Source organism: Candidatus Uhrbacteria bacterium CG10_big_fil_rev_8_21_14_0_10_50_16, from assembly GCA_002774875.1.
GTDB lineage: Bacteria > Patescibacteriota > Patescibacteriia > UBA9934 > UBA11717 > UBA11717.
In genome coordinates this window covers 91,862-105,979 of the sequence record PCYM01000010.1, presented here as the reverse complement: position 1 = coordinate 105,979, position 14,118 = coordinate 91,862, and the positions used below count along the sequence as shown (strand labels likewise).

Below are 14,118 nucleotides of genomic sequence, written 5' to 3'. Positions count from 1 at the left end.
GAGAAAAGCTCGCGCAACGATCAGCCGCAACATCACCAGAAACAACACAAGTCCGTGGTGCCTCCTATGAGGTTACCCCAGGTCGCGTGGCTGGACGTGCAAAACGCGTGGAGGAAGCCACAGAGTTAAATCCAGAAGAGCTCGCAGAAACACAGGAGATGCCTGCGATTGCGCCAGAGGAAGCCGAATTATCTATTGAGGACCTCCAAGAGGTCAATACCGTACAAGAGTTGATTAATACATGGCCGCAAGAGATCAACTCAATTATCGGAACGATTGCAGCGGAGTCCGTCTCACCAGAAGTGGCCTTTGACATGCTAGAGGAGCAGGAAGGTTTTGTGGATTGGATAAGTGGTCTTGCAGGTCAAGTGCTCGACGGCGTAAAAGATGGTCGTGGTAAGGAGATGGAAGGGACAATGACCATTAAAGCGATTCGCAAGAACAGTTCCGGAAAACCAACAGTGTACTTGCAACGTGAAGATGGAAAAAATCTCACCATGGGATTTGCCAACTTCCTCAAGAACAATGTAGAGTAAGCATTTTAAAAACCCGCACACGCGGGTTTTTGGTTTGAGGACCCCCATTGACAAAAGATGCTCGAACATGTATCTATAACGCAACTTGCGGCAGAAAATCGTCTGCGCGTGAGAAGACACTAGGGGTGCGTCCCCACCATCGGGTGCGTCCCGAAGGAGTCTGTGATGAGCTGGTCCGATATCTTCGAATGGTTAAACAAGCACTGGATCCCCATGATCATCATGTCCATGGGGGGCTACTACACCTTCAAGCTGTGGCCGGGACGTCAGAAGGCCAACGGCCCCACCTCGGTCGCCGACCGCGCTCTCAACCTGCGCCAAGAGATGATGCGCATCAAGCGCCAGGCCGTCATCCTTGCCCTGTCGCAGCTGGAGATTGTGATCAGCGGCCTGCGAACCGCCGACTTCCGCAATCCCGCCCACCGCTCCGCGATCAAGACCCACGCGGAACCGCTGTGGGACCTCTTGCGAATCCTCGTCCCTCTGAGGGACGAGGCGTACTCCGTAGCGATTGGGATGATCGACAAGGTCATCAACTACACGAATAATGAGTTCATCCACTCTGGGTCCATCGGCGCGGCGCGGATCGAGCTAGAGGTTCAATTCCTCTACGTCTACCTGATTGTGGGTCGATACCAGATCCGCGTAAGCGAGATCACGAAGGAGGAGATGGCGATGCTCATGAGGATGCAGTGCGGTCTGCGCTACATCGAGCGCACCCCGGGTCATGCGCTGTCCGATCCGATTCGGGAGCTCCTCGGACCGGACCTGCGCGCCCTCGTCAACATGATCGGGATCGCAAACAGCTAGAGCTGCGACCAGATCCCGCACCAACCCAAACACACGTCGACCCCGGGCCAGCTGGCTCCGGGGTCTTCGTTTCTCCTATATTTTTTTGTATTCAACTTTTGTTCCTTTACACGCCCCGCTGTTCTTTGGACGTTTTGAGAATCTGTTCCGCCAAAGAGGTTTGATCTATCACCTGTTCCTCCTCTTCTCCAAACACGCGCACGTGGAACGCCTCCCCACCTAACTCCTTATCTCCAAAAATAATGGTATAGGGAATCTTCATCTTGGAAGCGTTACGAATCTTGGCGCCCACCGTAGCATCGGACACATCTGCCTCGGCTCGCACACCCGCGGCTTTAAGATCACGCACAAGCTGGCTCACCGCATCTTTATGCACCTCACTGACGCTTGCCACGCGCACTTGTACAGGCGCAATCCACAACGGAAACGCTCCCGCATAATGTTCAATCAACACGCCCATGAACCGCTCAAGTGATCCCGAGATGGCGCGATGCACCATTACTGGCCGCACCTTCTCGCCGTGTTCATCTACGTATTCCAACTGGAATCGCTCTGGCAAATTAAAGTCGAGTTGAATCGTTGCTAGCTGCCACGGACGGCCGATCGCATCCTTAGCCACAAAGTCGATCTTAGGACCATAAAACGCCGCCTCACCTTGTACCTCTTCAAATGCCACACCAAACTCCTGTAATAGCTCTCGCAACATCCCCTCCGATGTCTCCCAAACGGATCGCTCACCGAGGTACTTATCCGGCTGGCTTGGATCGGACAAGGACAATCGCGCGTCCAATGGCATGTTGAATGTCTTATAGAACGCTTGAACGATCTGATAAATGGCTCGCGCCTCATCTTTGACTTGATCTATGCGGCAAAACACGTGTGCATCATCCTGTGTAATGGATCGCACGCGAGACAACCCTTGCAACTGCCCCGTGTTCTCGTCCCTGTACACTTTGGTAACCTCGGAAAATCGGAGAGGAAGGTCTCTGTAGGATCTCTGTTCGCTTGCGTAAATCTGCGTGTGATGCGGGCAGTTCATCGGCTTCATGACAAACTGCTCGTCCGATTTTTTACTGCTCACATGGAAAATATCGTCCGTAAACTTGTCCCAATGACCGCTTGTTTTATACAAGTCCGCCTTGGCCATGTGAGGAATATCCACGCGCTCGTACCCAAATGGTCGCATGAGGTCCCACACGTAATCCTCCAACAAACGGCGAATCGTTGCTCCTTTTGGCGTAAATAAGGGGAGACCGGGCCCCACGAGATCAGAAAAGGCAAACAGCCCCAACTCTTTTCCAAGCTTTCTGTGATCTCGTTTTTTTGCCTCCTCCAACATGTGTAGGTACGCGTCCAATGCTTCCTGCGTGGCAAACGCGGTGCCATAAATGCGTGTCAGCATGGCATTTTTTTCGTCTCCTCGCCAATAGGCACCCGCCAGCGACATAAGTTTAAAGTGCTTGAGTTCTTCCTTTGGATGCTCACAATGCCCACCACGACACAAATCCTCATAATTCCCTACTTTGTAAAACGTGAGGTTCTGACCCTCGCCCGTAAACTGATCGACCAACTCCAACTTGTAGGGATTATTTTTGTATTCAGCCCGTGCCTCGTCTGGTGTCACGCTCCGATGTGAGAATCCTTCACCCCACGTGTTGATGATTTTCTTCATCTGCTTCTCGATCCGCTTAAGATCCATGTCCGTAATGGGCGACGAGAATTCAAAATCATAATAAAACCCGTTTTCGATAGACGGACCGATGGTGCGCTTAGCGTCTGGGTAGAGTTCCAAGACGGCGGCGGCAAGTAAGTGGGCCGCAGAATGGCGCAGAGCGTCCAAGTGATTTTGATCACTCATAGAGAGTCCGTGTGTGAAAAATAAAACTCCACATTACTGTGAAGGATCGGGACCCCACGTTGCCAAAGCATCGTTTGAGGCGGTTCCACCCGAATTGCCACATCCATTACTTGGAGGCAGCCGCTTACTTGATATCAACTCAGAAAGGAGTATCCACACTCACCATGCGTAAAAAGCTTGCAGCCAGGGCTCTTCTCTCTGTGACGCTGGGTTGAGGGAACGTGTCTTTCCTCGTCGCTGATGGAATAAGCATAACAGAGGATACGATTATGAGCAATTATTCCTCGGGTTTTGTGTAAAAAGGAGGGAGAAAGCATAAATAGATCGTTTGCAGAATCTTGTTTAATAAGGATGATTGTCCGGCGGAGCCGGATCTGGCCTTATTGTGACTTTGTGAAACTCGCAATGACGACGAATCAAGCTCACTGCAGCATCACATCCTTGTAAGCCCGCGACGACAAATAAGGGCTAGATGGCAGGGTTGACAAAAGGCTGTTTTTGTGGTATAAAGGGACGTTCCCAATAGGCAAATTGCTTGCTTAACGGGGCCAATTCACCACTGAGAAGGAGGAGACACCATGGAGCGATTCCTGGGTCTGGTGCAGCGCTTCGGCTCGTTCGCCTGGCGGATGAGCAAGTTGGGCGTATACGGATTGGTGATCGCGGTGTCGTGGACCTGGTCCCACACCGTGGTCGCCACACGGAGCGCCGCGCGGAGGTCTCCGGACTTCCGTCGCGGTATGATCGCCGGCGCCGCATGGGCGATGGTGGCCGGCGGCACGATCCTGGCCACACCCAGGATCATCAACTGGTCGGGCGACACCATGGAGGACATCCGCGTCCCCGTGGTCAACCCGACCGAGCCGCGTCACGTGGCGGTGGTGCGGGCGGAGCGTAGCAAGCTCCGCGGATTTAGCAAAGACATCCTCCCCCACGTACTGGAGGAATACAACACGTACGTGGGAAACGGGGCGTGGAGGACCGGCGCGGAGCGCTGCCTCCAGCAGATGGAGATGTTCCGCCGGGCCGAGAGCATGACGCTCTACCCGGCCGCTCTCATTGCAGGCATCGCCCTGCATGAGAGTGAGGGCTGCAACATGGCCGCCAAGGACCGCATGGGCGGTCGCGGCTGGATGCAGCTCACCAACATCAGCGTGAGCCGGCACGTGCGGCCGGCCGCCATCATGCTCCATCTGCCAATGACGGCGATGGAACACAAGACCAACCCCGAGCACAACATGCTCGTGGGGATCATGGTGCTGGACGACTATGAGCGCAGGCTCGGCAGTCGCGCCCATGGCCTCCTCGCCTACAACGAGGGGGTGGGAGGCGTCCGCCGGGACGCTCGTGAGGCCGGGTGGAAGCGCGGAAAGCGCCTCCCCAGCGTCACGGACCTGCGTCCGTGGCTCGCCTACACCGGCGGTATGAAGCCACGGGTGTACGTCCCGCGAGTCCTGGCGTGCGTGGTCATGATGACGCGTGCGCTCAAGGGGGAGCCCTTGGTGAGGCTGGACCGAGTCCAGCCCGAGGATATCCCCGGATGGGACCCCCGCAACGACGGGACGAAATAGCTCTCCCCCATGGTAGAGGGCGCACGTCTCTGCACACGTTTCAAGTGCAGAAATCCAAAACGACGTCAGCCCCGACCAACTGGTTCGGGGCTGCGTGTTTTTATTTACTTGTTGTCGCTTTAATCATCACCTAACGTTTTCTTCTCTCTAAACAATTGAATCTGCACAATATGCGGTGGAAAGATTTCGGATGGCAGAGCATCGAGCGCAAACCATTTCCATACCTCACATCTATCCGGCTCACACAACAGGCTCGCCGAGCGTTTTCTCCGTTACAAACCCAATCTGAATATAATGTTGATTTGATCGCCTATCGTTCACCAAATTAACAAAATGACAATCAACAGCAGCAAGACCCGTTTCCTCCAATAACTCACGCGCGGCCGCATCTTCTAATCGCTCTCCCGGCTCCAAATGACCACCCGGCAATGCCCATGTTCCACTCCCATATACGTTTTTTCGTTTTCCAAAAGTAATCGATTATCTCGTACAACAAACGTGTTCACCCCAACAAAAAACGATGCGTACTCACCCGGCATATGCATTAGATAAATCGTTTTACACGATCAGCCATGTTTACAAGCTCCTCATTTGTGGCACGTCTTCGCTCAGGTCTATTTTCGCTTGCCACCAATAAACCTCGCAGCGGATATTTACTCGGTAAAATATGAATATGGAGGTGCTGCGGTTGCGTCCTAAATCCGACACCGTTTACCATCATCATGGGCGATTCGTCCAACTCACGCTCCATCCCGTCCATGATTCGATCACACATCTGAAACAAAGCAAACGATTCTTCCAAACTGAGTAGCCGCATATCAGAAAGGCATCGTTTTGGAAGCACCATAACGTGTGGATCTTTTACCGGTTCAAAATTAACCATCACAAAAACCAAATCCGTCTCACAAACAATTTGTGATCCTTTCTGCATCCGAGTATCACACAACGCACAAGACATACTACTCCTGCAAAATATCGATCGTAATATGATCTTTGAGTTTTGGAATTTTGTGCACCCAAAATGGCTTTAGTTCTACTTGCGCATCACGAATCGTCTCGTTCTTCTCCAAAAATGACTCTGCCTCAGCGGCCGTCAGTCCAATGAGATTCTCTTTATTCAAAATATCCGCCGTTGCCTTAAGCACCGCAACGCCCGGCACCGTTACATCAAAATGTGCGGTACCGTTATCTGCATCGTGTCGATTGTGGGCCACCACCATCTCTTCCGTATTCACATGCGTCAACACCTGCCCGCTTGGGACATGCTCTTGAAGTTTAAGTTCGGCAATCTGTTGCAATCGCAGTGAGTCATAATAGATTCCCGTAAAACGAATGATCGTTGAGATGGTAAACGTCCCCACCTCATTGCCCGGCTCCGTGTCTGATCGCTTGTCCAGTACCTCACGCAGGATGGTGACACCATCCAATTGACCGGAAATCTGCTCCCGCCACTGTGTGTCCAACTCGGTCTCTAGTTCATCGGCAAGGGTCGTCTGTGCTTTGTCTAAATCTTCTAACGTAATTTCTTTACGTAAAACCGATCCACCGGTCATAGCCTGTTCACTCGTGGCGTAGATCACCTCCTGCTTTGCCGCGTTCAATCCTGGGATGGTAAATCGGGATGGTCCAATCTCGCCATCTTTTCCTTCCAAATCTGCACGCGCCTCCACCTGTACAGATCCATTGGCCGGCACCGTTACACCCTCAACAATGCGGAACAACACACCCGTCTCACTCAGCAATCGCGTGGTTGCAATGAGCGGCTGCGAGATAGATGAGTCGTTAAAGATCGTTACAATCCCATTTGCTTTTGCAGGCATCTCCTCGCCCTCACCCTCCGTCTCAAATGTACGCGACTCTTCCTTGGTAACCACAAACACGGCACCTGGAACATCCTCACTTGCCTGAGGCTCCGTGGCAACTCGTACCACAAACTCACGCGACACGGCTTCTTCTTGTGTCTTAACGTGGATGGTTGCCTGCACGGTTGCAAGATAGAGAACCACAATAAGCAAAATAGCCGTGACGCTTAAAAATCCTGCCGCGATTCTGCGATACAATCGTACGGACGGCAATACAGGTACGTTTTTTTTTGGAGTTTTTTTGAGCGGTTTTGATTTGAAGGACATAGAATTTATCGAGATAAAAACAACATATCATTATTTTATTCTCCCCCTACTTTTTGTTTCGCCAAAAAGTAGGCAAAAAACATTGTGTCTGTACTGCGTGCGCCATCAGGAAGGCTACGTTTTTGCCGGGGTCTTACTGGCGTACTCGTGAGGACACGCGGAGGGAACCTGAGAGAGGATCAATAAGAGTAAACCATTGCATCACCTACAGTTTATCCCATTTTCTCCGGTTCTACCACACGCACATTCCCCTTTCCCACAATCACACCAATCGCATCCACAATCGCGTTTGTAGGGGAGATACTGTACTCGGTTTGGATACGCTGTTTCTGGCCGCCCGCCTCCACAGAAAAGTGTACCGGAACAGGCCCTGGCTTTTGCTGAAACAGCGATCGTAACCCATTAATTTGATCCTCCGTCGGGGCCTGCACAAGATCAATTATCACGCTCGCTTCCTTTGGCCGGCTTTCCTTCCGCTGTTTCATAACGCTCTCATGCACGTCCTCCGCCACCCACATGCCGTCGTGCATCATATTCACGACTCCCTGCACATCGTCCTCGGCAAAACACGCCACACTGTCTGCGATCACAGATTTGGACTGTCCCTCCCGTTCCGAAACTTTTCCCAAAACCACCACGAGTCTTCCTTCTACAATATGTTCCTTATGTTGTGCAAATGTTCTAGGAAACACGACAATTTCTATATCGCTCTCGCCATTGGCAACCCGAACAAACGCCATAGCATCTCCCTTCTTTGTGAGAATCTCTCTTATCACCGACACAACCCCTGCTACCTTTACGGGGTCCTTATCATTTTTGTGTTCAATGTCACATAGTTGAACAACATAGGATTTCAATGCTTCTGCGTAAGCCGTGTAGGGATGCTCACTTACATAAATACCCAACAACTCACGTTCCCATTCCAACCGCGTGGACCGGGCTACCTCGGGGGCGGGCGACAATAGCAATTGATTCACTTCCATATCTGGCGCCACATCAAACAACGTTCCCTGCGAACGTTCCCTGTCTTGCTGAACTTTTTTATTAAACCGCAGCATGCGATCAAGATTGGCCAATAACACGCCACGGTCTCCGTAGCGATCCAGCGCACCCGCCATGATCAATGCCTCCAGCGACTTGCGATTAAAATTTCGTGAATGCAAGCGCGTAATAAAATCACTTAAATCTTTGTAGTCTCCGTGCTCCTTACGCTCCTGCACAATCACCGCCGCGATATCCTCTCCCACATTTTTAATCGCCACCAATCCCCATCGAATTTTCCGATCCTCACCCACCACACCAAATCCCTTATACGATTCGTTAACGTCTGGTGGCAAAACCTTAATCCCCATACGCTGACATTCCTGTACCTCAATATTCATACGGTCCACGTTCCCGGCATCCGAGTTCATGACCGCCGCCATAAACTCCGACGGGTAATGCGCCTTTAAATACGCCGTTCTGTAGGCGATCATGCCATAACAGGCGGTGTGCGATTTATTGAACGCGTAGTCGGCAAATCCCTCCCAGTCGTGCCAAATCTTGTTAGCTGTTTTAATGGCGACACCATTTTTGCGACACCCCTCCACAAACAACGCCTTCATCTTCTCCAGCACATCGCGTTTCTTTTTTCCCATGGCTTTACGCAGCGTGTCTGCCTCACCTCCCGTAAACCCGGCAAGCGCGCGCGAGATTCTCATGATCTGCTCCTGATAGATAGTCACCCCGTATGTCTCCTTGAGGATCTTTTCCATGAGTGGGTGGTCATATACTACCTTCTCACGCCCATGCTTTCGATTGATATATTGCGGCACCATCCCGGCAGATAACGGCCCCGGTCGATAGAGCGCGCACATCGCCATAATGTCTTCAAACTGTGTTGGAACAAGCTCAATCAAGTACCGCCTCATCCCCTCCGACTCCAATTGAAACACACCCGTCGTTTCTCCGCGGGCTAGCAACTCATACGTTTTTGCATCATCTAACGGCAGGTGCTCAATATCCACAATTACTCCGTGGACACCCTCAATAATCTCCAATGCCTGCTCAATAATCGTAAGGTTGGACAGCCCCAAAAAGTCCATCTTTACCAAACCGGCGGCCTCCACAGGCCCCAGAGAATACATACTCACATAATCCAAATCCTCGTGTTGCGACGCCTGAATCGGCACATACTCTACAAGAGGCTTACGACTAATCACAATGCCACACGCATGTTGTGACGTGTGTCGCGGCGCCCCCTCAATCTTTGCCGCCAAATCCACCACACGTTTGGTCATGTGATCCACTTGATAGTCGTTGCGCAATTCAATGTGATTCTTAACGGCATCGGCAATTGGCATGTAGCGGCCCTGCACCGGGTTTGGCATGAGTTTAGAAATCCGATCCGCCTCGGGGAACGTGAGTCCCAGCACGCGCGCCGCGTCTCGCACAGCCGCCTTTGGCATCATTTTTCCAAACGTTACAATACCCGCCACGTGGTCTGCACCATATTTATCTCGCACATACTCCAACACCTCTCCCCGCCTGGAATCGGCAAAGTCCAAGTCGATATCCGGCATCGAAATACGATCCGGGTTCAAAAATCGCTCAAACAGCAAATCGTATTTAATCGGATCTACATCCGTGATTTGTAGCACATAGGCAATGATTGATCCCGCCGCAGATCCACGCCCCGGCCCCACTAAAATACCCTTCTTTTTTGCGTAGGAAACAAAATCATGCACAATCAAAAAGTACGATGCGAATCCCATTTTATTAATGGTCGTAAGTTCAAATTCAAAACGCTCGTTAATCTCCTCCGTTCGTTCTCCATAGCGCTCCCCAAGTCCAATTTCACAGAGCTCCCGCAAATAATCACTATCGTTCTTTCCACCAGGCACTTCAAAATGTGGCAAGTAGTTATTTCCTAAATCGATCGTCACCTTACAACGGTCCGCGATCTTGCGCGTATTAACAATGGCCTCCGGAACGTGTTTAAACGCCTCGATGATCTTTTCTGGATCCGCAAGCTGTAGGTTAATATCCACTCCCGACATGCGTCTGTATTCCTCCAACGTCTGACCTTTTTGAATACACAACATCGCCTCCCATCCCTCGTGATCATCTGCATTCAAATAAAAACTGTTGGATGTTGCCACGAGCGGGAGCCCCAGATCTTGCGCCAACTCAATCAACAATCCGTTAACCTTTTCTTGATCGCCATCGTCCGGCCGATAGACCACCTCAATATAAAAGCCATCCGGCCCAAACAAATCCGCATACCGTTTTGCCGCTGCATATGCCTTGTCTCGGTCCCCTTGTTTTAGAAGCGTTGGGATCTCCCCTCCCATACCACCGGACAATCCGATAAGACCACCGTGCATCTCTTGTAGCAGCTCATCATCCACACGCGGGGTGTAGTAGAACCCCTCCAAGTAACTTTGACTCGTCAATTTTAATAGATGTTCATACCCCTCGAGTGTCTCCGCGAGCAACACAAATCGCCAGGAATGTTTATCCACGCGCGCACGTTTTTGATGACGCCCGTTTGGTGCCACGTGTACATCCACTCCAATAATTGGCTGAACATCGTTTGCCTGTGCATTTTGATAAAAATCGACGGCGCCATAAAGTGCGTCGTTATCGGTAATAGCAAGAGCATTCCCACCCTGCGCCTTAATACGCTTCACCAGAGCGTCTGGTCCTGGAAGAGCGCCAAGTAATGAGTAATAGGAATGCGTGTGAAGATGAACAAAATCTGAGGGTTGCATGGGAGGATTTTACCTCATTCAACCGCTTGAATCAACGGGCGTGAATCTACCTTCTGTGTTGATCCTTTTTAAAACAAAAACGAGCAAACCATAGTCTGCTCGTCTCTCATTTTATTGAACACGTTTATTGTGCAGCGGTCACACGGACGGATGTGGTCTCCAAAAGACATGGCTCCACTCCTTCAAAACAGATCTCCATGTTTCCCAAATAATCCCCCTCCCACAAGGCATTCATATTCAGGGTCACGTCGCGCGAGGAACCTGGCGACACAACTAACTGGTCGTAGAACGATGTGTAGGATCCATCCGCAGCAGAATTCCAATCATCTTCCTCCGGCACGGAGTCGTTCATGTACAGTCCCTTAAAGATGTCTGAATCAAACTTGATGCTCTTAAGGTTTTTTGCCTCTGCATAGTTGTTTGTAACACGTACCAGGATTGGAAAGTCTGCGCCTTCCTCCACAGTAGGAGGTACAGTAATGTCTGCCGACACCGTGTTTCCGGTTGTGCAACCTGCACCCATGAGAACAAGCATCCCGAGGGTTGCTGCGATTCCGATTGTTTTATGCATATTAGTCATCTTTATGTTTTAGGTTTTTAATTGCCTGCCCCGCAAGTGCAATAAGCGGATCCAGAAGCGTCGCATGATGTTCCATCTTTTCCTTAACGCCGGTAATGGCGTTTTCGATTTGATGAAGCGCCTGTTTAGCCTCGTCCAACACCAGGTGAATATTGCGAGCGACCATAGCAATGTGGTAAATAGCCCAGCACACAAAGGCCGTCATCCACAGCGCACAGAACGCCAGCACGATCCAAAGAATTTCGAGCGTAGAAATCATATAAAGACAGTATAACACGCACGGGCGCAGCCTTATCAACAGGCTTCAATAAAATAGGAAGGCGACCCCGGAGTGGGCCGCCCTTGTGTGGGAGAAAAGGCGCGTGCCCTCTCTAGAGATCAACATGTGAAAACACTTGGCCTTGAGAGCCCGTACGGATGCCAAGGAACAGGCCCTTGAGATGTGGTCAGCGATTCCTTGGCGTAGACAAGAACATCCTGCCAGGCTTTGTGAGTTGGCTTGGCCATGATCAACCCGGTATTTTCAGGCAGATCCACTCTCCTACTCGCTCGGTGAAAGAACAAACCTTCCACAAAACGAATTCGCTCCAGGCTCAGGAAGATCGTAAACCTGCCGTCGGATGTTTGGACAATCATGACTCCATCCGCAAACTCACGGACTTCCTCCACGACAAACGGATCCTGCCATGATTGCCTGGGCTGATCCGCAAACCAGCGGATCGTCTCCAGCAGGTTCTTCCTTCTCTGTTCCTGCTCGGTAAGTGGCAGGACCTTCCGTGGCTTCTTCTTGGTCATGAGGCACCTCCTAATTGCAAAGATCAACTACCCTTATCTTTTTACGGCACTTCCCTGTTTATTGCAACCCAATCCTTCCTGATGTCTTATCGACAATCCACACGTTACATGATAAACAGAAGTGGGAATCTTCCCGCATTGGAGGCGTTGTGAACCGCAACTGCGACAAATGTTTGGAAACACGTGAGAACCTCAAGAGGTCCTCGCTTAGTACCCTCTATTGGATCTTTGCGGGCGAAGTGGCGAGCATGATTATGCTCATTGTGAGTTCCTGGGGCATGGTGACCTACCCGGATGCTCGGATCGTCTGTTTCCTGGTCGCCACTCTTGCGTCTTCTGTTGTCTGGTTCTGGCTCAAGCCGGCGTTCAAGAAGTACCTCGATGCCAAGCGTGCGGTGGCGCACATGACGGTCTGGACGGACATGGTGAACAGCGCGCACGAGCACGGGTCGCCCGAACCGCTCTCCGACAACGAGACCCTGGAGGAAAGCAAGAACAAAGCGACGCTGGTTGCACACTTTGAGCGAGGGTTCGACGGGTTTGTTCGCATCATGGAAGTCGTGGGCCCCAAGGGGGGTAAGCGTCTCCGAGAGACCAACTGGCATACTCGCGTCCATTACGGGCAACCGCTGTTCGTGGAAAACGGGAGCTACATGGAGTTCGGGCGCTCGGTCGACACCGGAGCGTCTACCTGGAACCGGGTGTTCGACATCGCTGCGGAACCGTTCCACGAGAATCCACTGGAGAGCTACGAAGTCCTGATCGGGAGCACTGTGTTTGGGATGGTGCAACTGCTTGCCTGCGTGCTTCTGACCGAGGTCAGCGAAAGCCTCAAGCAGCGCGCCATACTGGTCTTCTTGAACCAGCTCACTGGCCACACACAAGAAGAACCAGAGGTAACGCTCGATCTCCTGGAGATGGCCCGGACCATGCTCCGAGATCAACGCGTACCAGACGATCACACGATCTTCGCCGAGCTCGATTGTCGAGTCCGGGAGATCGAGGCTTCCACCAACTGACGATACCCCCACGCCGCTCGGCGCTGGGGGTGAAATTTTTCTAAAAAATACTTCCTATAGACTCACCTCTTGGGTCAGAAACCCTTGACCTATCGCAACGATTTGTGTAGGGTGTTTTTGAAACAACCACCAACGCGGCTCAAGCCGTAAGGAGTACCCATGAGCCTGCTCGAACAGATTCACAGAGCTCCGTACGGGCCCACGACGATTAGCGCCTACGTTCACAACTTCTACACCTTCACCCCCGCGGGAGTGGAGCAACAGCTCATCCAACGCCAGTCGCACGGTCTGGATTCGGCAGCCGAGGCGGTACGCACGGCGCTCGTAGCCTTCTTTGGAGAGGCGGCCGGACGTCGCTTCTTCCAGCACAAGAAGGAACACCTGCCACCCTGGGCGATCCAGAAGATGGTGGCCGTTCTGTATCTGGAGGAGATGCGATGGGAGCTGGAGAGAGGCACAGCGCCGCAAGAGGCGGCGGTCATGGTCCACAACAGCGCAGCCTCTGCAGGATGGGATCTGCCGCAGATCGGCTGGTGGGCCTACATCCACGTGATGCGCATGCGTCGTCCGCTCAGGCTGTCCCGCACCTGACGCCGATTCCTACACCTTCTCGGCCCTTCCGCACTCGCGGTTGGGTCGACACCTTTTTATAGACGATCTGTTTAAAATCACCCCATCCAAAAACGAGCCCTAGGCTCGTTTTATAATTGCAAGTTGTTTTTCCATCTCCTGTATTAATTCCGTTTGATCTCTATATTCAATCACTCGATCCGTTACGGCAAAGAGTGATCCGGAAGGCTTTGTACCCTGTTTATAGAAGCAGATAATAGGAACGTTGTAGACATCCGCCCAACCAAGTTCAATACCCAGCCCCGTAGAAGGAAAAGACCCTTCGACAACCATCGCATAGGCTTCGTCTTTCAAGAAACCCTTTGATGCAAACGGCTCATCTGATGATTCATGTGGAAGCACAAATTCATACTGCGAATTCAAAGCGCTTTCTCGTATTGGTTTATAGAGATCCGCAACAAAATCAAATGCGCGAGAATGTGCGACGTAGATTTTCAT

At 51.7% G+C, this 14,118-nt stretch carries 14 protein-coding genes; 5 read left to right on the top strand and 9 right to left on the bottom strand.

Translation table 11 applies throughout. The annotated features are described in order from the left end of the window. Together COV06_04555 and COV06_04550 are read left to right on the top strand one after the other, a co-directional pair. Positions 1-536 (top strand): hypothetical protein (locus COV06_04555; protein PIR47324.1); only part of this gene is annotated, 536 nt, incomplete at its 5' end. A gap of 213 nt (positions 537-749) precedes the next feature. After that, entirely contained in the window at positions 750-1,346 is a 597-nt protein-coding gene (locus COV06_04550) for a hypothetical protein (GenBank protein ID PIR47323.1), read from the top strand. 106 nt (positions 1,347-1,452) lie between these two features. Here the strand turns inward: COV06_04550 and COV06_04545 are convergent, their stop codons facing one another. Further along, a complete protein-coding gene (locus tag COV06_04545) occupies positions 1,453-3,204 on the bottom strand; it encodes a threonine--tRNA ligase (GenBank protein PIR47322.1) in 1,752 nt (583 codons plus the stop codon). Positions 3,205-3,782: 578 nt separating this feature from the next. Here COV06_04545 and COV06_04540 point away from each other — a divergent pair. Beyond that, positions 3,783-4,775, top strand: coding sequence for a hypothetical protein (locus COV06_04540; protein PIR47321.1), 993 nt, complete (start codon positions 3,783-3,785; stop codon positions 4,773-4,775). A 240-nt stretch (positions 4,776-5,015) separates the two neighbouring features. Here the strand turns inward: COV06_04540 and COV06_04535 are convergent, their stop codons facing one another. From COV06_04535 to COV06_04505, 7 genes are all read right to left on the bottom strand, one after another. Further along, complete coding sequence (locus COV06_04535) at positions 5,016-5,252, bottom strand: hypothetical protein (protein ID PIR47320.1); 237 nt, start codon at positions 5,250-5,252, stop codon at positions 5,016-5,018. A 67-nt stretch (positions 5,253-5,319) separates the two neighbouring features. Continuing rightward, positions 5,320-5,733, bottom strand: a complete 414-nt coding sequence (locus COV06_04530) for a hypothetical protein (protein ID PIR47319.1) — start codon at positions 5,731-5,733, stop codon at positions 5,320-5,322. 1 nt (position 5,734) lies between these two features. Continuing rightward, positions 5,735-6,904 carry a hypothetical protein gene (locus COV06_04525; protein ID PIR47318.1) on the bottom strand — a complete coding sequence of 390 codons (1,170 nt, stop codon included), beginning with the start codon at positions 6,902-6,904 and terminating at the stop codon, positions 5,735-5,737. A 212-nt stretch (positions 6,905-7,116) separates the two neighbouring features. Continuing rightward, the gene (locus COV06_04520) at positions 7,117-10,656 is read right to left on the bottom strand and encodes a DNA polymerase III subunit alpha (protein PIR47317.1); all 3,540 of its coding nucleotides are present in this window, start codon (positions 10,654-10,656) and stop codon (positions 7,117-7,119) included. A 124-nt stretch (positions 10,657-10,780) separates the two neighbouring features. Further along, positions 10,781-11,227 (bottom strand): hypothetical protein, encoded by a 447-nt coding sequence (locus COV06_04515; protein ID PIR47316.1) that lies wholly within the window; start codon positions 11,225-11,227, stop codon positions 10,781-10,783. Between the two features lies 1 nt (position 11,228). Continuing rightward, positions 11,229-11,495 (bottom strand): hypothetical protein, encoded by a 267-nt coding sequence (locus COV06_04510; protein ID PIR47315.1) that lies wholly within the window; start codon positions 11,493-11,495, stop codon positions 11,229-11,231. Positions 11,496-11,614: 119 nt separating this feature from the next. Further along, positions 11,615-12,031 (bottom strand): hypothetical protein, encoded by a 417-nt coding sequence (locus COV06_04505; GenBank protein ID PIR47314.1) that lies wholly within the window; start codon positions 12,029-12,031, stop codon positions 11,615-11,617. A 248-nt stretch (positions 12,032-12,279) separates the two neighbouring features. Between COV06_04505 and COV06_04500 the strand changes: the two genes are divergently transcribed. Together COV06_04500 and COV06_04495 are read left to right on the top strand one after the other, a co-directional pair. Beyond that, positions 12,280-13,050, top strand: coding sequence for a hypothetical protein (locus COV06_04500; GenBank protein ID PIR47313.1), 771 nt, complete (start codon positions 12,280-12,282; stop codon positions 13,048-13,050). Between the two features lie 159 nt (positions 13,051-13,209). Then, a complete protein-coding gene (locus COV06_04495) occupies positions 13,210-13,641 on the top strand; it encodes a hypothetical protein (GenBank protein PIR47312.1) in 432 nt (143 codons plus the stop codon). A gap of 99 nt (positions 13,642-13,740) precedes the next feature. On the opposite strand, the gene COV06_04490 is transcribed toward COV06_04495, so the two are convergent. Next, positions 13,741-14,118: a hypothetical protein gene (locus tag COV06_04490; GenBank protein PIR47311.1), complete on the bottom strand. Its 378-nt coding sequence runs from the start codon at positions 14,116-14,118 to the stop codon at positions 13,741-13,743.

Coding starts and splice junctions, on each gene's coding strand:
- COV06_04550 (PIR47323.1), top strand. CDS start 750: ATGATCATCATGTCCATGGGGGGCTACTACACCTTCAAGCTGTGGCCG.
- COV06_04545 (PIR47322.1), bottom strand. CDS start 3,204: ATGAGTGATCAAAATCACTTGGACGCTCTGCGCCATTCTGCGGCCCAC.
- COV06_04540 (PIR47321.1), top strand. CDS start 3,783: ATGGAGCGATTCCTGGGTCTGGTGCAGCGCTTCGGCTCGTTCGCCTGG.
- COV06_04530 (PIR47319.1), bottom strand. CDS start 5,733: ATGTCTTGTGCGTTGTGTGATACTCGGATGCAGAAAGGATCACAAATT.
- COV06_04525 (PIR47318.1), bottom strand. CDS start 6,904: ATGTCCTTCAAATCAAAACCGCTCAAAAAAACTCCAAAAAAAAACGTA.
- COV06_04520 (PIR47317.1), bottom strand. CDS start 10,656: ATGCAACCCTCAGATTTTGTTCATCTTCACACGCATTCCTATTACTCA.
- COV06_04515 (PIR47316.1), bottom strand. CDS start 11,227: ATGCATAAAACAATCGGAATCGCAGCAACCCTCGGGATGCTTGTTCTC.
- COV06_04510 (PIR47315.1), bottom strand. CDS start 11,495: ATGATTTCTACGCTCGAAATTCTTTGGATCGTGCTGGCGTTCTGTGCG.
- COV06_04505 (PIR47314.1), bottom strand. CDS start 12,031: ATGACCAAGAAGAAGCCACGGAAGGTCCTGCCACTTACCGAGCAGGAA.
- COV06_04500 (PIR47313.1), top strand. CDS start 12,280: ATGATTATGCTCATTGTGAGTTCCTGGGGCATGGTGACCTACCCGGAT.
- COV06_04495 (PIR47312.1), top strand. CDS start 13,210: ATGAGCCTGCTCGAACAGATTCACAGAGCTCCGTACGGGCCCACGACG.
- COV06_04490 (PIR47311.1), bottom strand. CDS start 14,118: ATGAAAATCTACGTCGCACATTCTCGCGCATTTGATTTTGTTGCGGAT.